This window comes from Neisseria sp. P0004.S004, from assembly GCF_051963335.1.
GTDB lineage: Bacteria > Pseudomonadota > Gammaproteobacteria > Burkholderiales > Neisseriaceae > Neisseria.
The window spans coordinates 52,417-73,717 of sequence record NZ_JBQCUK010000009.1; the positions used below are offsets into that span (position 1 = coordinate 52,417).

16 protein-coding genes are annotated in these 21,301 nt (G+C 51.6%); 9 read left to right on the plus strand and 7 right to left on the minus strand.

Features of this window, described 5'->3' with window-relative positions; all coding sequences use genetic code 11:
* Positions 1-96 precede the first annotated feature (96 nt).
* From ACTHRY_RS08955 to ACTHRY_RS08965, 3 genes are read right to left on the minus strand one after another with little or no spacing between them, the layout of a single operon-like run.
* Positions 97-1,335: a GIY-YIG nuclease family protein gene (locus ACTHRY_RS08955; RefSeq protein WP_440374198.1), complete on the minus strand. Its 1,239-nt coding sequence runs from the start codon at positions 1,333-1,335 to the stop codon at positions 97-99.
* 2 nt (positions 1,336-1,337) lie between these two features.
* On the minus strand, positions 1,338-3,476 hold the full coding sequence (locus ACTHRY_RS08960) for a helicase-related protein (RefSeq protein ID WP_440374199.1): 2,139 nt from the start codon (positions 3,474-3,476) through the stop codon (positions 1,338-1,340).
* Positions 3,477-3,522: 46 nt separating this feature from the next.
* The gene (locus ACTHRY_RS08965; RefSeq protein ID WP_440374200.1) at positions 3,523-6,279 is read right to left on the minus strand and encodes a DNA methyltransferase; all 2,757 of its coding nucleotides are present in this window, start codon (positions 6,277-6,279) and stop codon (positions 3,523-3,525) included.
* Between the two features lie 265 nt (positions 6,280-6,544).
* Here ACTHRY_RS08965 and ACTHRY_RS08970 point away from each other — a divergent pair, with 265 nt between their 5' ends.
* The 4 genes from ACTHRY_RS08970 (at position 6,545) to ACTHRY_RS08985 (ending at position 8,781) form a co-directional block, all read left to right on the plus strand.
* Entirely contained in the window at positions 6,545-6,979 is a 435-nt protein-coding gene (locus tag ACTHRY_RS08970) for a DUF883 family protein (protein ID WP_440374201.1), read from the plus strand.
* A 109-nt stretch (positions 6,980-7,088) separates the two neighbouring features.
* Positions 7,089-7,496, plus strand: a complete 408-nt coding sequence (locus ACTHRY_RS08975; RefSeq protein WP_070823109.1) for a phage holin family protein — start codon at positions 7,089-7,091, stop codon at positions 7,494-7,496.
* Complete coding sequence (locus tag ACTHRY_RS08980) at positions 7,477-7,743, plus strand: hypothetical protein (RefSeq protein WP_049360160.1); 267 nt, start codon at positions 7,477-7,479, stop codon at positions 7,741-7,743. Before ACTHRY_RS08975 ends, ACTHRY_RS08980 begins: the two co-directional genes overlap by 20 nt.
* A gap of 225 nt (positions 7,744-7,968) precedes the next feature.
* On the plus strand, positions 7,969-8,781 hold the full coding sequence (locus ACTHRY_RS08985; RefSeq protein WP_049360163.1) for a phosphatidylserine decarboxylase: 813 nt from the start codon (positions 7,969-7,971) through the stop codon (positions 8,779-8,781).
* Between the two features lie 84 nt (positions 8,782-8,865).
* Here ACTHRY_RS08985 and znuD read toward each other — a convergent pair whose 3' ends face one another.
* From znuD to ACTHRY_RS09000, 3 genes are all read right to left on the minus strand, one after another.
* On the minus strand, positions 8,866-11,154 hold the full coding sequence (znuD, locus tag ACTHRY_RS08990) for a TonB-dependent zinc receptor ZnuD (protein ID WP_440374202.1): 2,289 nt from the start codon (positions 11,152-11,154) through the stop codon (positions 8,866-8,868).
* A gap of 206 nt (positions 11,155-11,360) precedes the next feature.
* On the minus strand, positions 11,361-11,843 hold the full coding sequence (locus ACTHRY_RS08995; protein ID WP_440374204.1) for a cupin domain-containing protein: 483 nt from the start codon (positions 11,841-11,843) through the stop codon (positions 11,361-11,363).
* A 100-nt stretch (positions 11,844-11,943) separates the two neighbouring features.
* Positions 11,944-13,353, minus strand: a complete 1,410-nt coding sequence (locus tag ACTHRY_RS09000) for a leucyl aminopeptidase (RefSeq protein WP_440374203.1) — start codon at positions 13,351-13,353, stop codon at positions 11,944-11,946.
* Positions 13,354-13,511: 158 nt separating this feature from the next.
* On the opposite strand from ACTHRY_RS09000, the gene lptF reads away from it, so the two are divergent.
* From lptF to hflX, 4 genes are all read left to right on the plus strand, one after another.
* Positions 13,512-14,627 (plus strand): LPS export ABC transporter permease LptF, encoded by a 1,116-nt coding sequence (gene lptF / locus ACTHRY_RS09005; RefSeq protein ID WP_049323848.1) that lies wholly within the window; start codon positions 13,512-13,514, stop codon positions 14,625-14,627.
* Positions 14,624-15,694, plus strand: coding sequence for an LPS export ABC transporter permease LptG (gene lptG, locus ACTHRY_RS09010; protein WP_049323849.1), 1,071 nt, complete (start codon positions 14,624-14,626; stop codon positions 15,692-15,694). The genes lptF and lptG overlap by 4 nt, the downstream gene beginning before the upstream one ends.
* 119 nt (positions 15,695-15,813) lie before the next feature.
* The gene (locus tag ACTHRY_RS09015; protein ID WP_239662120.1) at positions 15,814-17,034 is read left to right on the plus strand and encodes a glycosyltransferase; all 1,221 of its coding nucleotides are present in this window, start codon (positions 15,814-15,816) and stop codon (positions 17,032-17,034) included.
* A 44-nt stretch (positions 17,035-17,078) separates the two neighbouring features.
* Positions 17,079-18,239: a GTPase HflX gene (gene hflX / locus ACTHRY_RS09020; protein ID WP_049323850.1), complete on the plus strand. Its 1,161-nt coding sequence runs from the start codon at positions 17,079-17,081 to the stop codon at positions 18,237-18,239.
* A gap of 65 nt (positions 18,240-18,304) precedes the next feature.
* Here hflX and ACTHRY_RS09025 read toward each other — a convergent pair whose 3' ends face one another.
* Positions 18,305-18,430, minus strand: a complete 126-nt coding sequence (locus ACTHRY_RS09025; protein ID WP_003678791.1) for a hypothetical protein — start codon at positions 18,428-18,430, stop codon at positions 18,305-18,307.
* A 361-nt stretch (positions 18,431-18,791) separates the two neighbouring features.
* Between ACTHRY_RS09025 and ACTHRY_RS09030 the strand changes: the two genes are divergently transcribed.
* Positions 18,792-21,278 (plus strand): heavy metal translocating P-type ATPase, encoded by a 2,487-nt coding sequence (locus tag ACTHRY_RS09030; protein ID WP_049323880.1) that lies wholly within the window; start codon positions 18,792-18,794, stop codon positions 21,276-21,278.
* The last annotated feature ends 23 nt before the right edge of the window (positions 21,279-21,301 follow it).

Below are 21,301 nucleotides of genomic sequence, written 5' to 3' on the forward strand. Positions count from 1 at the left end.
ATGGCAGATAAGAATACATTCTGCACATCAAACCAATATTGGTAAGGACAATGCCGAAAGGGCATAAGGATAGAGTCTCCTAATTGTTAAACTGTTTTACTTCGTCAGTTTTTGAACAATTTTCCCAGTTGTGTTGTCCATTCTGTATTGGTTAATTGTACCGTTGACAATATATTCGGCGGCTTTTTCAATGACATCCAATCCGACATCAAACCATTCGTTGGGAATGTAAGTTTTCCCGTCTTTCCCCATCAAACGGATATTCAGTTTTTGCGCAGCAAAGAAGGCGTGCAATAAACGCTCGAACGTATGCGGATTGATATTGCGGCATTCAAAAGACAATACAGGGACAACTTTGCTTTCTAAGAAAGCAGTATCGTTTTCCGAATTAGCGATTCTGTTTTCCACCGTATCCGTCGTGAAGCCTATTTTGTATAGATTTTTATAGGCGGTAAGCTGCGGTTTGGGTTGAAGCAGTTTGACGATATAAAGCTGTCCAGTTACCAAATCCGGTTGATTATCGGCGGTTAACATATCCGGCAGGGCTTCAGTATCGGACAGCATGACTTTTTTACCGTTTTCATCTTTATAGACAGCGCGGGCGAGCGAACGGGTCAAGATGTTAGATTCCGTCCCGTTTTCATAAATAACGCGCAACCGTCTGTTTCCCCTTGTACTTTTCCTGTCTTCCGTCTCTGCAAAATCAGCGACGTAACACAAAGCCCCGTGCAATAGGAACACATCGCCCGGCTGAAGGAAGGTTTCAGTTTTGAGGCGTTCAAAATGGGCTTTACCGTGTTTGAGCATATGGTGGATTTGTTTGAACCAAGCTTCAAACCGCCAAAAGTCCGCACAGGGTTGCCGTACCGCATTGTCTTCGTCCGTATAGGGAGCACCATTTATCGTCCGCTGTTGGATGTGTTCTATCCTGAAAATATCCGTATTGCCCACGTCGAGCAGGTTTAAATCGTCATTATTGAAGATGTCTTTCAGCGTAACCACATTTTCTGCTTTAGAGCGTTCCGTTTTTTCAGACGGCCTCAGCAAATTGAGCGTATCGTATTGTCGGAGGGTTTCACAATGCTGTTTGTTGTTCAGCAAGGCTTGCCAATTCCTATCTAAAATTTTTTCATCCAAATTACCGTCTTTATTCGGTAAACGTCCATGCCGTCTGAAAAACGCTTCGATTTCGCCGAATGTTTGTAAAACCATTGCATTGGCATCAGCTTTGGCGGCAATCGGTTTGACATCGGCCAGCAGGCCTAAATCGTCATGATTGAAAATATCGTCCAAGCTGTTGATTTTATAATCAACGCGCATACCTTTTAGCAACATATTCAGCCCCTTGCCATGCGTTCCGCTTTTTTGTTGCGGATATAGATTAAGGCCTCGCCCATGCGTTTTTCCAAGGGGTCGTCTGAATCTTTGTCAGGCATCCGATTGTTGGTGCGGACAAATTCATTAATACGCGGCCACAGCATAGCGGCTTCATCTTCCGTCATTTGGATGCGGTCAGCCTGCACATAATCCTGAATTGCTTTCAACAGCGACGCGTCCACATTTTTGGACAAGACTTCATATGCGTCTCTGAAAGGATTGACTTCGCGGATTAAATCCACATTCAACCTGTCCACATTGATAAATTTTTCGCCGACTTTGACAAAACGGTTGTCAGCGGTTTTGACTTCGCCTGTTTGCAGATTTTTGATTTTCGCATTGGCAGGCAAATCTCGTTCCCTGATGGTTTCTTCAACAGAATAACTCTGCCCGGCTTCTTGCAACTTAACCGTATCGACAAAAAAATCTCCTTGTCTGACATAGGTTTTTTCGCCTTCGATAAGTGCATTATCGGGCAAATCCTTGCCGTCTTTGATACCGCCGCCCTGGGTTACCGCCATTTTGGTCAACGTCCCTTGCACGATTTGGTCTTGCTCTTCTACCGACAGCTCGGGATAACGGCAGGCAACAATTTTCGGCAGCGCGGTTTCATTGACGGCAGAGGCTGGCGTGTCTTCCTGAATATAGCGTTTGGCATTCTGCGTATCCTGTACCAACGCAGCAATAAGGTCGTCTGAATCCTTATTCAGAATATCGACGACTTTTTTAGAAGCAGGCAGCGTCGTATCTTCGATAATCACATCGCCCGGATTGGGCTGTTCATCCGGCCTCATATCCGAGCGGCGGCGGAACGTGATATTGGGCGCCAACACCTGCTCCATCAGCAACGACAGCGTAATTGCCTTCAAAAGATTATTGACCGACACTTTGACATCTTCATCTGCCGCATCAGGCTGCGCAATCAGATTGGTAAATTGAGCATGGGTTTTCCCCTCGCAATCCCGAGTGGCGCGTCCGATGATTTGGACGACTTCCGTCATCGAGCTGCGGTAGCCTATGGTCAGTACATGTTCGCAATAAGGCCAGTCGAAACCCTCCTTCGCCATACCCAGCGCAACAATAATATCCATATCATCGCGCGATTTGATATTGCGTAAATATGCCTGAATTAAAGAACGGTCGGATGTTTTACGGTCGTCCACCAAATCCGCCAGTTTCAGCAGCCTGCCGTCATGGGCTTTGACCGTGATGATGCCTGTTTCACGGTCTTTTTCCACAAATTCGCCCAAGGTGTCGATGATGTGGTCGACAGCCGAATACTTATCGACCGCCGCTTCGCCCGAATTGACGTTGGGAATATGGATAATCGTTTTTTTCGACGGATCGAGCACTTCACCCAAAGCATCAAGATAGCGGCCTTGGTAGAAATGGTAGCCCAATCCCAGAGATTTCAAATATCGGTAGCCGTTGAGTTGTTCATAGTAGGTGTAGGTTACTTTTTCAAACTTGGCTTCGTCTTCTTCGCTCAAAATCGGCACGGCGTCGCCTCGGAAGTACGAGCCGGTCATGGCGATAATATGAGCCGAGGAGTTGCGCATGATTTCGTCCAAGACTGCGCCCAAACGGTTGTTTTCTTCCGCCGACACATGATGGAACTCGTCAATCGCCACCAGCGTGTCATTAAATGCCCCGACATCTGCGAGTTTGTCGAAAGCAAAGCGGAACGTCGCATGGGTGCAGACCAAAACTTGGTCGTTGCCGCGCATAAAGCGGATAAAGGCATCCACTTTGCCTTGGTCTTTATCATCACCGCTACCGGTGCAGAGGTTGTTTTCCGGCTTGACGCGCCAATCGGCAAAAAAGCCGTGTTTCGCCAATTCGGTATCGGCAAACGAGCCGCCGATGGACATTTCGGGGACGGCGATAATCGCTTTTTTGATGCCTTGATGGGCCAGCTTGTCCAAAGCCAAAAACATCAGCGCGCGGGATTTGCCTGAGGCGGGCGGCGCTTTGAGTAGCAGATATTGCGCGTCGCGTTTGGCAAACGCTTTGGCCTGCATTTCGCGCATGCCCATATTGTTTGGTTTGGTGCTGTTGCCGGTTTGTCCGTATTCGACGTGGAGCAGGGGGATAGTCAAGATATTTTCCTTTTAAAGACGGTAATGTCGGGGCAAAGATGCCGTTTTACGGCGTGGTTTGGCCGTTGACGGCTTTTTCGTATAAATCAAACAAAAATTCTACACGCTCCATGCCGTCTGAAAAGGGTTTGGCGCGGTAGAGGCGGTCAACGGCGGCATCGAGGCGGAGGTGGGCTTCTTTGAGTGGCGGCGGCATTTTGTCTGGATCGTAGAGCTGCGCGAGGGTTTGGTCGGGGTAGTCGGCACGGATAAGCAGGATGTCTTCGGCAAGCGCGGCTATGCGGGCTTTTTCAGCTTCGCCGGCTTCGGGCCAAGGAAAATTGTTGTACACAATCGTGCCGGAATAGCGATAACGGCTTTCCAGACGGCCTGCGACAGTGCGCATCCAGTCGTTGTGCATGGCTGAAGTGAGGATGCCGAATTCGTAGAGGGTGGCGTTGGGGATGATTAGGTTGGCATTGTTACTGATGGTTCCATCTATCAAAAAACCTAGAGGGATATAGTCCCGATTTTCAGATGAATGGCAGGGAACAAGGATGTAGTTTTCCGGATTGTTGGTATCGCGGAATAAATGCGGCGTACCAACCAGCTTGAGGCGGTCGGAGTTTTTGCTACCGGCGGCGCGGTAGGCTCGGTTGCGTTCTACCCTTTCGGCAACGAGGGGATGTTTTTCGGGCAGATTGTCAAGGTCTTCTTGGGTCAGGTCAGTCAGCCAGAGGCACCAACGCTGTTTGCCGTTGAGGAATTCGTCGGAACCGAGCAGTTTTTTAATCCATTTGGCAGATTGCGGCTCACGGGCGATAAGGCTGTCTTTTTCTTCTGTGGTCAGGATGAGGTTGCCGCCTTCGACGGGTTTGTTGCCGTAAACCATTTTGGAAACGTTGCATAAAGGCTGTTCACGGGAAGCAACCGCAAGATTGTTGCCTGCAATCAGATAGGGGCTGATGTTGGCAACGCTTTGGCTGTGCCATTCCTTGTCGAGGAGTTTGTAGAGCTTGGGCTGCGCGCTATTGGGGCTGAGGCCGTCTGAAAGATGCGTGGCTTCCAGACCGATGATGACGACGTGGACGGCGGCTTTGTCTTTGGCATTGTTTGCCCACGGGAAGGTTTGGTAGGCGAAGGCGATGCGGTTGCCTAATGAGAAGATAGGGGGCCAGAGGGTGGCAACTTGGTCGCCTTGACTGATGGAATTGGTGGCGACAAGGGCGAGCCTGGCGCGGCTGGCGCGGATATATTGTGCGCCTTTCCAAAACCAACAAGCAACGTAATCCAAGACGCCGTATTTTTTCCAGCCGTCAAAAACCATATCCATATCTTCGTTTTGTTCCTCGTCGCGTGAATTTGAGCCGCCAAACGGGGGATTGCCGACGATATAGACTTCGTCTTCTGTACGGTTGCCGCGGGGGCAGAAGGCCTCCCAGTCTTCGCGCAGGCTGTTGGCGGCCTTAATGTTGCCGCCGCTTTTAAGGGGCAGGGTGGGCAGGCTGTTGCCCAGCTCGTTTTCGTGGGCAAGGTTCATTTGGTGTTCGGCCAGCCAAAGCGAGAGCATGGCGATTTCGTGGGCGAAGTCGTCCAGCTCGATGCCGTAAAATTGGTCGAGGCGGATTTGGCTGCTGAAAATGGCGTTGCTGTCGATGTCTTTGACGGCTTTGAAGATTTCGATTTCGAGGCGGCGCAGCTCTTTGTAGGCGATAATCAGGAAATTGCCGCTGCCGCAGGCAGGGTCGAAGATTTTGATGTTGCCCAGCCGCATGGAGAGGCTGTATAGGGCTTTCAGACGGCCTTCATTGCTGGGATAGCGTTTGAAGATGTCTTGAAACGCCGTCTGAAGCTCGTCAAGAAAGAGCGGCTTGATGGCCTTCATGATGTTGGGGACGGAAGTGTAGTGCTGTCCCAATCGGCTGCGCTGTTTCGGGTCTATCACGCTTTGAAACATGGAGCCGAAGATGTCGGGATTGATTTCAGACCAGTTGAGTTTGCCGCATTCGAGCAAAAGGCGGCGGGTGCGGGTATCGAAATCGGGGATGGGCTCGTCTGCTTGGAAAAGTCCGCCGTTGACATAGGGGAAACTTGCAAGATGGACAGGCAGGGCTTCGGAACGTTTTTCAGGGGGCGTGTCGAGGGTTTGGAAAAGTGCAGTCAGGACTTCGTCTGCATTTTCGCCGGTTTTGTGCGTATGGCTTTCGATGAGTTTGGTAAAGCTGTCTTTTGGGAAGATTTTGGTGTCTTCGGCAAAAAAGCAGAAGAGCAGGCGGGTCAGGAAGACATTGAGGGCATGGATGTCTTCGGGTTTTTCAAGATGGTTGGTGCGGCGGATGTGGTCGAAAAGGCGCCCCATTTTTTCGGCGGCTTTGGTGTCGGCGGGATTTTCTTCAAATCCGCTGCTTTTTTCCAAGCCTGCAAGGGGAAGGAAAAAGCCGTAGTTTTGCGCTAAATCGGTGTAGGCGCATTCGAGGTAGTCGTCGGCTTGGATATCGTAGGCGGCGATGTTTTGAAAATCGGTTACGATAAAGAAGCGGATTTTGTTTTTGTCGGCTGTGGCGGATTGTTTCAGGTCTTGCAGGACGTCGTATATGTCTGAATCGGGGGCGACGGGTTTGAAATAGAGTTTGCGGCTGAGGGCAATTTCGCCATGCAGGGGCATATCGGCAACGTTGGTGCCGGGGGTTTGGTTTTGCAGTTTGGTAATGGTGGCTTTCGGGGTATCGAACAGGCGCAGGAAGCCATAGATGAAGTTTGCTTTGTCTTCCGACTGCACGAGCTTGGCCAGTCCGTCAAAAAGTTTGGTGGGATTGATTGCCATGATCGTGATACCTTTGTTAAGAAATTGTAATGATATGAAATTATATCTTTTTTTACCAAGAAAGAATATTGGAATAGGCTGTGTAAAAGGTATTTAATAGGCCGTCTGAAATTTTCAGACGGCCTTTTTTAATTTCATTTGGTTGTTTTTACATATTTGATACTTAATTTGATTGGAATTAATGCGATAACCGGAGAGAAATGTTTATAATTGATTAACAGATAAACAGTCTGTAACCATATCAACCTATCTCAAGGAGAAAAACATGAAAAAACACGATTTTGAAGCACGTCGCGAGGCTTTGCTGAAAGACATCCGAGAAGTGATGGATGATGTGGAAGAGTTGTACCGCGACGGTGTGGAAGCCGGTTCGGAAGAGGGCGGCAAAGCCCGAGCCAAATTGGAAGAAAAATTGGCTGTGGCCAAAGAGCGTTTGAGCCGTTTTGAAGAAGAAGCCGGCGAGCGTCTGCGCCATCATGCCGAGCGTGCGCGTGAGAAATACGAGCAGTTTGAAGAAGCGGCTCAGGAGCGTTTGAAAGAAGGCAAAGAGCGTTTTGCCGAATTTGAAGCCGATGCGGGCGAGCGTTTGAAACGCGGTGCCAAACACGCTGATGAAGTAGTGCATGAAAAACCATATTATGCGATGGGTTTTGCTGCATTGGCCGGTTTGGTGGTCGGTGTGTTGTTGAACCGCCGTTAATGTGAATATGTTAAGGCCGTCTGAACAGGCGTGTACATGAAATCATGGATTTCATTGCGCCGTGCAGACGGCCTTAGCCTTATTGTTCCTGAGAAAAAGGATAATCGAGATGGGAATTCGCCAGCGTTTTGAACATGGCAAGGCTTTGTTGAATCAGGGCGCGGATTTGCTGCTGTTGCGTTTGCAGGTATTGAGTTTGGATTTGACGCGTCAGGCGGAGAATGTGTTCCGTTTGGCGATTTGGCTGGTGTTGTCCGGCGCGCTGTTGATGGTGGGCTTGGTCGGTTTGCTGTTCGGCTTGAACCGTGTGCTGTCGGATGTGGCGGCGTTGTGGGTATTTTTTGGCATTTTCTTCGTAAGCCTGCTGATTATTGCCGTATTGTTCCGCAAAGTATCGGCAGATTATCGGGAGCAGGGCAGTCGTGTGGCTGAGACCTTGCAGGATATTCGGACGGACATTGCGTATTTGCGCGGTGAGATAGACAAGGGTGCGGACGATGAAGCAACAGGAGTATGAAGAAGCACGCGAGCTGCTGCTTTTGGAGGCCAAGCTGGTGTGGCTGCGGATTGAAGCGGAAAATTTGAAACTGCGTAAAGCGGAAGAAAGTAATGCTCGGCAGACTAATCGCTTGGTAATGTTGGCAGATGTGGCGTATCAGTTGAGCCAAACGCGTTTGCTGTCTCAACGCGCTTTGTTTTCTACATCGCGCCGTCGGCATTGGATTTGGCTAGTGTTGGCGGTCATACTGGGCTTGTCGAGATAATCGAGGGCAGAGGTTTGGTCAAAATGATATTTGCGGCGAGTTGTTGGCTCGTCTGAGCCGCTTGTTGAGGACGCTGCGTCATTGTGTTGCCGAAACTGAAACTTTATCTATGTTGAGTATTTTTTACAAAAGACACCGGCCGTCTGAACATTTCAGACGGCCTCAATGTTTGGAGTTTCAGATATAATGGCGACAATTTTGAAATTATTAAATGAAGGATAAGTGATGAACCGTTTGTATCCCCACCCGATTATCGCCCGTGAGGGCTGGCCGATTATCGGCGGCGGTTTGGCTTTGAGCCTGCTGGTGTCGATGTGTTGCGGCTGGTGGTCTTTGCCGTTTTGGGTGTTTACTGTATTTGCTTTGCAGTTTTTCCGCGACCCTGCGCGTGAGATTCCGCTAAATCCTGAAGCGGTGTTGAGCCCGGTTGACGGCCGTATCGTGGTGGTCGAGCGCGCACGCGATCCGTATCGTGATGTCGATGCTTTGAAAATCAGTATTTTTATGAACGTGTTCAACGTGCATTCGCAAAAATCGCCTGCCGATTGTACGGTAACGAAAGTGGTCTATAACAAAGGCAAATTCGTGAATGCGGATTTGGACAAAGCCAGCACGGAAAACGAACGCAATGCGGTGTTGGCGACTACGGCTTCTGGTCGTGAAATTACTTTTGTTCAAGTGGCCGGTTTGGTGGCGCGCCGTATTTTGTGCTACACCCAAGCAGGTGCAAAACTGTCTCGCGGTGAACGCTATGGCTTTATCCGCTTTGGCTCGCGCGTGGATATGTATCTGCCTGTCGATGCGCAGGCGCAAGTGGCGATTGGCGATAAAGTCACCGGCGTCAGCACTGTATTGGCGCGTTTGCCGCTGACTGCGCCACAAACTGAATCTGAGCCTAAAGCCGCAGCTCCACAAGCCGCGCCAGTTTCACAAGCTGCTCCGGCTGAAACAGTGGCAAGCCGATCTACCGAACAGCAGCAAATCGAAGCAGCGGCGGCTAAAATTCAAGCGGCTGTGCAAGATGTGTTGAAAGATTAATAGTCAGTTTTAAATGATTGGCTAAAACAAGAAAAAGGTTTTCAGACGGCCGTCTGAAAACCTTTTTTATTTGCCTGTCCGATTTTAAAACTTCACGTTCACGCCGCCGGTAAAGCTGCGGCCCATTTGCGGCGTATCAGAGAGGAAGCTGCTGTGGGCGTAAACGGATTGGTTGAGCAGGTTGTCGGCTTTGACGTACCAATTCCACTCGCCATAGCGCGTATTGCGGCGGTAGTTTGCGCCGAGGTTGAGCATATGGTGTCCGGGCGTGCGCGTTTCGTAGCGGGCGAGTTTGTTTTGGGCGAACACGCGGTAGTAGTCCAAATTGGCATCGATGCGGTCGGTCAGCGAGGCTTTCAGGTGGACGCCGAGGCGCGCAGCCGGAACACGAGGGGCATTTTGGTCGTCTTGTGCGATGAAAGGACGGTTGCCGTAGGCATCTTCCCTGCCGGGTAGGGACGGCAGGTTTTTCAGACGGCCTCGTACATAGTCGCCGGAAACACCGATGCGGTAGCTCGGTGTCGGTTTGAAGTAGATTTCGCCTTCCGCGCCGTAGAAGTCGGCGCCGGATTGGTTGTAGCGCACGAGCTTCATTTCGCTGTCGTCTTCGATGGATTTGGGGCCGCGTCCGTCGTTTAAGGTTTGGGCGTAGATATAGTTGCCGAAGCGGTTGCGGTAGAGTGCCAGATTGTATTGCCAGCGGTCGCCTTCGTAGCCCAGCGCGAGTTCGATATTGTTGGAACGCTCTTTGTTGAGGTGTTTGTTGCCGACTTCAAAGGTATTGGTGGCGACGTGTTTGCCGTGTGCGTACAGCTCTTGCGTTGACGGCAGGCGTTCCTGATGGGAGGCGGTCAGGCTGAGTTTGTGTTGGGGCGTGAAATACCAGTTGCCGGAAAGCGCGAACGAGCGGGCGGTTTGGCGGTGCGCACCGAGGTCGGGCAGGGGTTGGTTGTAGTAGTTTTCCCGATCAATCAGGGCTTTGTCGTATTGGATGGAGGCTTTTTGTTTTTCCACGCGTACGCCGCCTTCAAGCGTGAAGTTGTCCCAGTTTGCCTGTTCTACACCGAAAAGGCTGTAATGGCGCACATTGTTGTCAATCAACATCGGTTGTTGGACGGTTTCGGGGAGGGCGGAAAGCGCGCTGGATTTTTGTCCCAAATATTGTATGCCCCAGCTGCCTTTCAGACGGCCTATGGGTTGGTGGCGCAACTCGATACGGGCGTTGTGTGTTTTGTTGTTGAAGAAGTTTTCTACTGCATCGCCTGCTTTTTCGTCATGGTGGTAGTCATTGCGGTTCAGGTGTACGCGCAGGGCTTCAAAACCGGGGAATGGCTGCTTCCATTCGGCACGGAGTTCGTAGCGTTTGTTGCGCAGGTCTATCCACGGTTTGCCGTTGTGGGCATGGGCGTGTGCATTATCGTCGTCGTGGAAGCCGCAGCTCAAGCCCGGATTGTCGTAATCGATGTCTTCTTCAGTCAGCAGGTGCGGATAAAGCTGCAAATAGCGTTTGTTAATCAAGCTCTTTTGCCAGATGATGTCGGCGTGGCAGTCATCGTAGAGATGGCTGTGGGCAGGCAGGCCGTAGCGGTCGCGGCGGTCGTTGTACGCCACGCCGAGGAAACCTTTATCCCCAACCCAAGACAGGCCGATGCTGCCTGTTTTTGAATCGGCATGGCTGTCGGGCAGTCGTTTCAGACGGCCTTCTTCTTTTTGATAGCGCGGTACGGCGTAATCGCCCGATTTGCGGTACAAGCCTTCGGTATGCAGCACGAAGTTTTTGCCTAAACCGATATTGATGCCTGCGGATGTCAGTTTTTCCAAATTGCCGCTGCTCAAACGCAATCCGGCTTCGCCCGATACGCCGTTTTCAGGCATTTTTTCGGGGATTTTGCCATCGGCAACATCGACCAAACCGGCTACATTGCCCGAGCTGTACAAGAGCGTAACCGGGCCGCGCAGGATTTCGACCTGTTGCGACAAGGCGCTGTCCACCATCAGGGCATGGTCTGGCGAGAAGTCCGCCATGTCGCCCGTTTCGCCGTGATGGTTCAACACTTTAATCCGTCTGCCTGTTTGACCGCGAATAACGGGAGCAGACGCGCCGCCGCCGTATTGCGAAGCATGAATGCCCGGTACGCCGTCCAAAGCATCGCCCAAGTTGACGGCTTTTTGGCGCAAGGTATCGCCGGAGATGATTTTGTCGGAGGCGGTCGAAGCGTGCAGCAGCCCCGAAGTGGCGCGCGGACGGCTTTTACCGACGACAGTAACCTCTTCCAAGTCAACCGACTGCTCGGTTTCATGCGCTTGGGAGAGGATGGGGGTACTGATTAAAAGAATAGATAAAACAATGGGTTTGAGTGTGGTTTGTGTCATTTTAGTTTCTCATCATATTTCGAAAGGCTGTTATTATATAACATTTCATTATTAATATGATAAGATTTTTGAGAAAAAAGGCCGTCTGAAAACGAAGCGTGGTTTTCAGACGGCCTTTGGTTTGTATACGGGTTTAAATGAAAACGGAACAATCTTTCTGCTGCCTGGTTCTAAATCACGGCAGATTATTTGTTTTCATTGAAAATTTACTTGGTTTCGGCGGCTTTAGCGCCAGCAGTCTCTGCAATCAAATCCAAGAATACCAACGGCTTTTTGCCGATATTTTTGAGTGCATGGGACTGGCCGGGGCGGGCGATGGTAATGTCGCCGGCGCCGACTTCGGTTTGTTTGCCTTCGCTGTCGGTAAACAGGCCTTTGCCGGATACGATGATGTAAACGTCTTCATTGCCGGTATGTTTGTGCTGACCGATGGAAGCGCCCGGCGGCAATGTGAGCCAGCCGATTTCTTTGAATGCGTCTTGGTCGGCGGTTTGATGGCGCGTGAAGGCAAAGCTGCCGAGCAACGGGCCTTGGCCTCCGGCTGCGTTTTCGCGGTTCCATTCTGCCAAGTCGGCTTTTTTGTACACTTGGATGCTGCGGTCGGTGGGGGTGGTTTGTTCGGCGGCTTGAGCGTTTAGAGATGTGCCGAGCAGAAGGGCGACAGATAATGCGGCAAATAGTGGTTTCATCATGGTTCTCCGTTTGTCAGGTTGAGTCAGATAATGCGGATTCCGTTTTCAGACGGCCTGCAGGGTTGAAACGATTAACCCCGCAGGCTTCCCTCAAGATTTATTTCACATTGCGCAGATAGTTCAGCAACAAGGGAACGGGGCGGCCGGTCGCGCCTTTTTCGCTGCCGGATTTCCATGCCGTACCCGCGATGTCGAGGTGCGCCCACGGGTAGTCTTCGGTGAAATAAGACAGGAAGGTGGCGGCGGTAATCGTGCCTGCGCCGGGCGTGCCGATGTTGGGGATGTCGGCGAAGTTGGATTTGAGCTGGTCTTTGTAGGTCTCGAAAAGCGGCAGTTGCCATGCTTTGTCGTCCACGTTGCGGGAGGCGGCAAGCAGGCTGTCGATCAAATCCTGATTGTTGCCCATCACGCCGCTGACGTCATGTCCCAAGGCGATGATGCACGCGCCGGTCAAGGTGGCGACGTCGATGACGGCTTTGGGTTTGAATTGCTCGGCGTAAGTGAGCGCGTCGCACAAAATCAGACGGCCTTCGGCATCGGTGTTCAATACTTCGATGGTCAAGCCTTTCATGCTTTTTACGACGTCGCCCGGTTTGTTGGCTGCGCCGGAAGGCATGTTTTCACAAGTGGCGACGATGGCAATCAGGTTGATCGGCAGTTGCAGTTTGACGGCGGCGCAGAAGGTACTGATGACGGTTGCCGCGCCGCACATGTCAAACTTCATTTCGTCCATGTTCAGGCCGGGTTTGAGGGAAATGCCGCCGGTGTCGAAGGTAATGCCTTTGCCGACCAATACCACAGGTGCGGCTTCTTTGTCGGCCGCACCGAAATAGCTCAGTTCGACCAAATATGGGTCTTCGACGCTGCCTTTGGCGACAGACCAGAACGAACCCATGTTTTCTTTGATGTAGTCTTTTTCAATGATTTTGGCGTGTGCGCCCAGTTTTTCGGCTTCGGCTTTGGCGGTACGTGCGAGGAACTCAGGCGTGCATTCGTTGGGCGCGGCATTGCCCAAGTCGCGGCAGAGGCTTTGTCCGTAAACCTGCGCTTCGGCAACGCGCAGGGCTTCTTTAACGGCGGCTTCGTGTGCGCTGTGGAACACGGCTTCTGCAAATTTGGCCGGTTTGGCTTCTTTTTTGTAGCGGTCGAAACGGTAGGCGGCGTTGCCGAACGCAATCGCAAACGCTTCGGCAACGGCTGCTGCTTGCGCTTCTTCAAAGGCGTGAACGTCCACATTGACCGTTTCTTGGTTTTGCGCCCATTTGGCGGCTTCGGCGGCGGCTTTGTTCAATGCGACGCGGTCGGTTTTTTCGAGGCGGGCGACGGCGACTGCCTGCAAACCGTTGTCCGTCGGGATTTTGGTGTCGGCGAAATTTTGACCTTCTTCAAGGGAAGCGAAGAGGGCGAGGGCAGTCGGGTTGCTCAGTTGCGATGCTTCGGCGCAGACAAATAATTGCATACCTGCCTGTTGAGCCTGCAAAGTTTCGGCTTTTGTGCTAAATTTCACGTTTATTCTCCTGATTGGAACGGTTGTCGGTTATTCAGACGGCCTGTTGACCAACCGTCCGAACAGATGAAAATCATTGTACTCCATTTGTGTCATGCCGTCTGAAGCCTTATGAATAAATATGGGTTTCCCATAAACCGTATACCACGCTCAATCTTATGATTTACCAAAGAAACTTTATTAAAGAACTTTCCTTTACCGCCGTCGGCATCTTTGTCGTCCTCTTGGCGGTATTGGTGTCCACGCAGGCCATCAACCTGCTTGGCCGCGCAGCCGACGGGCGCGTAGCCATCGATGCCGTGTTGGCCTTGGTCGGTTTCTGGGTCATCGGCATGACCCCGCTTTTGCTGGTGTTGACCGCATTTATCAGTACGCTGACCGTATTGACCCGCTACTGGCGCGACAGCGAGATGTCGGTCTGGCTTTCCTGCGGATTGGCGTTGAAACAATGGATACGCCCGGTCATGCAGTTTGCCGTGCCGTTTGCCATTTTGATTGCCGTCATGCAGCTTTGGGTGATGCCGTGGGCAGAGTTGCGCAGCCGCGAATATGCCGAAATCTTGAAGCAGAAGCAGGAATTGTCTTTGGTGGAAGCCGGCGAGTTCAATAACTTGGGCAAGCGCAACGGCAGGGTTTATTTTGTCGAAACCTTCGATACCGAATCCGGCATCATGAAAAACCTGTTCCTGCGCGAGCAGGATAAAAACGGCAACGACAACATCGTTTTTGCCAAAGAGGGCAATTTTTCGCTAACCGACAACAAACGTACGCTTGAATTGCGCGACGGCTACCGTTACAGCGGTACGCCCGGCAAAGCCGATTACAACCGCGTTTCTTTCCAAAAGCTCAGCCTGATTATCAGCACCACGCCCAAACTCATCGACCCTGTTTCACACCGACGTACCATCCCGACCGCCCAACTGATTGGCAGCAGCAATCCCCAACACCAAGCGGAATTGATGTGGCGTATTTCCTTGACCGTCAGCGTTTTGTTGCTGTGCCTGCTTGCCGTGCCGCTTTCCTATTTCAACCCGCGCAGCGGCCACACTTACAATATCTTGATTGCCATCGGTTTGTTTTTGGTTTACCAAAACGGGCTGACCTTCCTGCGCAACGCCGTGGAAGACGGCAAAATCCATTTTTGGCTCGGACTGCTGCCCATGCACATCATCATGTTTGTGATTGCCGTCGTCCTGCTGCGCGTGCGCAGTATGCCTAGCCAACCCTTCTGGCAGGCGATTGCCAAAAGTCTGACATTGAAAGGCGGAAAATGAACCTGATTTCACGTTACATCATCCGTCAAATGGCGGTTATGGCGGTTTACGCCCTCCTTGCCTTCCTCGCTTTGTACAGCTTTTTTGAAATCATCAACGAAGTCGGCGATCTTGGAAAAGGCAGCTATAACGGCGCAAAATTGGGGCAGTATGTTTTAATGCAGATGCCTGCGCGCGCGTATGAACTGATGCCGCTTGCCGTTTTGATCGGCGGCCTGATTTCCCTCAGCCAACTGGCTTCCGGCAGCGAGCTGACCGTCATCAAAGCCAGCGGCATGAGCACCAAAAAGCTGCTGTTGATTCTGTCGCAGTTCGGTTTGATTTTCGCCATTGCCACCGTCGCGCTTGGCGAATGGGTTGCCCCCACGCTGAGCCAAAAAGCCGAAAACATCAAAGCCGCCGCCATCAACGGCAAAATCAGTACCGGCAATACCGGCCTTTGGCTGAAAGAAAAAAACAGCATCATCAACGTGCGTGAAATGCTGCCCGACCATACGCTTTTGGGCATCAAAATTTGGCAGCGCAACGATAAAAACGAACTGACCCAAGCGGCTGAAGCAGAATCCGCCGTTTTGAATCCTGACGGCAGCTGGCAGCTGAAAAACATCCGCCGCAGCATATTGGGCGAAGATAAAGTCGAGGTTTCCACTACCGCCGAAGAAAACTGGCCGATTTCCGTCAAGCGCAACCTGATGGACGTATTGCTCGTCAAGCCCGACCAAATGTCTGTCGGCGAATTGACCACCTACATCGACCATCTGGAAAAAAACAACCAAAATACCCAAGTCTATGCCATCGCATGGTGGCGCAAGCTGGTGTATCCCGTTGCCGCATGGGTGATGGCACTTGTTGCCTTCGCCTTTACCCCGCAAACCACGCGCCACGGCAATATGGGCTTGAAACTTTTCGGCGGTATCTGTCTCGGTTTGCTGTTCCACTTTGCCGGACGACTCTTCGGCTTTACCAGCCAGTTGTACGGCGTGCCGCCGTTTTTGGCAGGCGCATTGCCGACGGTTTTGTTTGCACTGTTGGCGGTGTATCTGATACGCCGTCAGGAAAAAAGATAAGGCAAAATCAACTTCAGGCCGTCTGAAAGGCAATCTTCAGACGGCCTGAGTATTTTGTGTGCAAAAAACAAAATGCTAAAGTAAAATAATACCTTTCCAAACCAATGCGGCTATTGAAAATGTCCCAAACCATCTGCTTGAATATGATTGTCAAAAACGAAGCGGCAATCATCGAAGAAACACTGGCCAACATCACCGACCACATCAAACTTGACTACTATGTCATCAGCGATACCGGCTCGACCGATGATACCGTCGGCGTGATCCGCCGCTTTTTCGATGCAAAGGGCATCGCGGGCGAGATTCATCATGATGGTTGGCAAAATTTTGCATACAACCGCAATCAGGCGTTGAAACACGCAAAAGGCAAAACCGATTACGTGTTGATTTTTGATGCGGACGACCGCTTTGAAGGCAAATTGGAATTGCCCGAGCTGACCGCCGACCGCTACCGCCTCCGCATGAGAAATGCTACGGGCAGCGTGATTTATTACCGTCCGCTGTTGTTGCGCAATGACGGTACATTCTACTGGCGCGGCGTGTTGCACGAGTTTATCGAAACCGACAAACAAGATACCAGCGAAGCCACGCTTCATGGCGACTATATGGTCCTCAGCGGCCGTTTCGGCGCGCGCAGCAACATGGCGAACAAATACCTGCTTGACGCCGTTTCTTTGGAAAAAGCGTTTTACAGCCCCGAAGATGAAGACCTGAAACCGCGTTACGCCTTTTATGCGGCGCGTTCTTATTGGGATTCCGATATGCCCGAGCGTGCGAGCGAATGGTTTAAAAAACGCATCGAGTTGGGCGGTTGGGTCGAAGAAGTAACGGTTTCTTACCAACAGCTGGGCGAGTGCTACAAATTAATGGGCAAACGCGATGAAGCCTTGGCGACTTGGTTGGCAGGCTACGATTACAACCCGCGCCGTGCCGAGTGCCTCTACCTTGCGCAAACCATGCTGCGTCAGGAGGGAAAATACCGCATTTCCCATGCAATCGGCCTGATGGCGAAACGCATTCCGTTCCCGAAAGACGATATTCTTTTTGTCCAAAACAATGTTTATCAGTTGGACATCGACTATGAATTGTCGGTTACCGCCTATGCGGCCGGCGATTTGCGCCAAGGCTATGAGTCTTGCCGCCACTTGCTCTTGCTGAATGTACGCGAGGCATTGACCACGGTGACCATGCAAAATATGTGGCTCTACCGCGAACACGCGCAAACCGAAACGCGCGAAGTGTTGGAGCAGCTGGTGGCTGTCATGCAGCCTTATGCTGCGCAGGGCGGACGTTTGGCAGAAGTAACCGAATATTTTGCCGATATTTTGAAAAACCGTTAATCAGGACTTTGACCCAGCTGTCAGGCCGTCTGAAAGGAAATTTTTTGAGCAAGCGCAATCTGTTTTCCGTCGATAAATCTTTGGAAAAGCCCGAACGCGTCCTCTTGGTCGGCGTGATGTTGACGGCGGACTATTCCGGCGCAAACGAAACGCGCGAGCGCGGCTTTCAGACGGCCTTGACCGAAGCGGCAGAATTGGTGGGCGCAGCCGGCGGCGATTTGGTTTCTATCGAAACTTCGCGTCGCGACAAACCGCATCCGGCTTTGTTTGTCGGTACGGGCAAGGCAGAAGAATTGGCGACAGCGGTCAAGCAGCATGATGTCGGGTTGGTCGTGTTCAACCACGAACTCACGCCGACACAAGAGCGTAATCTGGAAAAAGAGCTTCAATGCCGCGTCCTTGACAGAGTGGGTTTGATTTTGGCGATTTTTGCCAAACGCGCCCAATCGCAGGAAGGTAAGTTGCAGGTGGAGTTGGCCCAGCTGAACCACTTGAGCGGACGGCTGGTACGCGGTTATGGACATTTGCAAAGTCAGAAGGGCGGCATCGGCTTGAAAGGGCCGGGCGAAACCCAGTTGGAAACCGACCGCCGTTTAATCGGACAAAAAATCACGGCATTGAAAAAACAGCTTGCCGATGTCCGCAAACAACGTGCCACGCGCCGCAAATCGCGCATGAGCGGCCGTCTGAAAACCTTTGCCATCGTCGGCTATACCAATGCCGGAAAATCCAGCCTGTTCAACCGTTTGACTAAAGCGGACGTATTGGCGAAAGACCAGTTGTTCGCCACTTTAGATACCACTGCGCGTCGACTGTTCCTGTCGCATGAGGCGAGCGTGATTTTGACCGATACCGTCGGCTTCGTCCGCGATTTGCCGCACAAGCTGGTGTCGGCGTTTTCCGCCACTTTGGAAGAGACGGCGATGGCGGATGTGCTGCTGCACGTCGTTGATGCGTCCAATCCCGATTTTGAACGGCAGATGGACGATGTCAACGAAGTCTTGGAAGAAATCGGCGCGCATGAAATTCCGCAATTGGTGGTGTACAACAAAATCGATTTGCTACCGTCGGGTATGCGTGAAGCAGGCATTTTGCGCGACAATTCCGGGCAGGCAGTCGGCGTGAATGTTTCCGTTGCCAAAAGTTTGGGCCTGGACGGTTTGCGCGAAGCGATGATTGAATTGGCCGTACAGCCGAATGCTTGATGTTAAATGAAACAAGGCCGTCTGAATCTTCAGACGGCCTTACCGTAAAATTCTAAATCTGAGGATTATGCCGACAGAGGGCTTTTCTTTTTGAACACGCTTTCGTAAAGCATCCAAGCGGCGAGGCTCAGGTATACGGTGCTGGACAAAATGCCGATAACGGCAAAAATAGGCATAAGGCGATCAATCATGGTGAGGTTTCCCAATAAGTTAGTTTTATAAGTAAATGTGTGTTTTTTGATTTCCGTCTTCGCGGAATGCCTAAAGTATGCTGCTTAAATGGATTGAGGTCAACAAAGAATGTATCGGGATTTTTAAAAAAGTTCCATTTTTACATTAAAATAATCGGAAGTTTTTAAAGATAAACGGTATTTATATGTTACCGTTCATCGTTTGATAAACGGTCAATACTTTGTTTTCCATATTTTTTATAAAATCCGACAGCCTGTTAATTCAAAATTGAATGAAAAGAGGCGGAAAAACGCTTTTTGCTAAAATGTAACACCATGGGACGGTTGTTTCAGGCCGTCTGAAAAATAAATCGAACACATGATGACATCTCCCACACACCCCAAAAAAAACTGCTTTCATTGCGGGCTTGAAGTCCCCGAGCATCTGCATCTGACGGTTCGTTTTGAAGACGAAGAACACGAAACCTGCTGTGCAGGCTGCCAAGCGGTGGCGCAGAGTATTATTGATGCCGGTTTGGGCAATTATTACAAACAGCGTACTGCCGACGCGGAGAAATCCGAATTGCCGCCGCCGGAAGTGTTGTCGCAATTAAAGCTGTACGATTTGCCCGAAGTGCAGGCGGACTTTGTCGAGGTAGGCGTTGGGGATGAACGCGAGGCGGTGTTGATGCTGGGCGGCATTACCTGCGCCGCGTGTGTGTGGCTGATTGAGCAGCAGTTGTTGCGCATGAAGGGCGTGGTGCGTGTGGATTTGAATTACAGCACACACCGCTGCCGCGTGGTGTGGGACAGCGCCCACATCGAATTGTCGGATATTTTGCTGAAAATCCGCCAAACCGGTTATACCGCCGCGCCTTATGATGCGCAAAAAATCGAAGCGCAGGCGCAGAAAGAGCGCAAGCAGTTTATCGTCAGATTGGCCGTGGCCGGTCTGGGCATGATGCAGACGATGATGTTTGCCCTGCCGACTTATTTTTACGGCGGCGACATCGAGCCGCTTTATTTGGAAATCCTGCATTGGGGCGGCTTTTTGATGGTGTTGCCCGTTGTGTTTTACAGCGCGTTGCCGTTTTACCGCGGCGCATGGCGCGACTGGAAAAACCGCCGTGTCGGCATGGATACGCCGATTGCCATTGCCATTGTGATGACCTTTATCGCCGGTATTTACAGTCTGGCCACCAACGCAGGGCAGGGCATGTATTTTGAATCCATCGCCATGCTGTTGTTTTTCCTGTTGGGCGGGCGTTTTATGGAACAGATTGCCCGACGCAAAGCAGGCGATGCGGCGGAGCGGTTGGTCAAACTGGTTCCGGCATTCTGCCACCGTTTGCCGTCTTATCCGGAAAGCGAAGCCATCGAGGAAGCAGCAGTCGTCCGCCTCAATATCGGCGATACGATTGTTGTGAAGCCCGGCGAAGTCATTCCGGTGGACGGTACGGTTTTGTCCGGCGAGAGCGAAGTCAACGAAGCCATGTTGACCGGCGAAAGCCTGCCCATCGTGAAAAGGCCGTCTGAAAAAGTAACTGCCGGCACGCTCAACACCAGCAGCCCTTTAATCATCCGCACCGACCATACCGGTGGCAACACGCGCCTGTCCCATATCGTCAAACTGCTCGACCGTGCGCTGGCGCAAAAACCGCGTGCCGCCGAGTTGGCTGAAAAATACGCGTCCAGTTTTGTGTTTGGCGAACTCTTGCTTGCCATTCCTGTTTTTATCGGCTGGGCTTGGTATGCCGACGCGCACACTGCCTTATGGATTACCGTTGCCCTGCTGGTCATCACCTGCCCGTGTGCCTTGTCGCTTGCCACACCGACCGCGCTGGCTGCTTCTACCGGTGCGCTGGCCAAAGACGGCATTCTCATCAGCGGCAAACAAAGCCTGGAAACGCTTGCCCAAATTGGCGACGTCGTGTTCGATAAAACCGGTACGCTGACCAAAGGGCAGCTTTCTGTCAGCCGGATGTTGAGCGCAGGCCGTCTGAACGAAGCCCAAGCCCTTGCCATTGCCCAAGCATTGGAGCAGCAATCCGAACACCCCATCGCCCGTGCCATTTTAAACCATACGCTTTCAGACGGCCCTGTATCCGCGCTTGATGTGAAAGTGCAGCAACGGGTCAACCGTATCGGACACGGTGTCAGCGCGCAAATCGAATTGGATGGCGAAACCCAAGTGTGGGCTTTGGGCAAAGCGGCGTTTGTTTCAGAAATTGCCGGCAATCTGCCTGAAACATTTGCCCATATCGACCACACAGGCGGCATTATTTTCTTGGGCAATCAAAGCGGTTTTCAGACGGCCTTTTTGCTGGAAGACCAAATCAAAGACAGCGCCGCCGAAATGTTGCAAAACCTGAAACAGCACGGCATCCGTCTGCACCTTTTAAGCGGCGACCGTCAGGCTGCCGTCGCCCAAGTTGCGCAAGAGCTGGGTTTGGATGCCTATCGTGCCGAAGCCACGCCAGAAGACAAGCTGGCCTATGTAGAAAATCTACAAAAACAAGGACGTAAAGTCATGATGATCGGCGACGGGATCAACGACGCCCCCGTCCTTGCCCAAGCCGACGTGTCGGCCGCAGTGGCCACGAGTGCCGATGTGGCGCGCGACGGTGCCGATGTGGTTTTGCTCAATGATGATTTGAACGTTTTGCCCGTGATGATGGAACAGGCACGCCGCACCCATCAAATCATCCGCCAAAACCTGACTTGGGCGAGCGCATACAATCTGGTTGCCGTTCCGCTGGCCGTGTTTGGTTACGTGACCCCGTGGATCGCCGCGCTCGGCATGAGTTTCAGCTCGCTGCTGGTGTTGGGTAATGCCTTGAGATTGTTGAAAACCAAAAAGGCCGTCTAAAAACGGCCAATCCATTGCCTAAA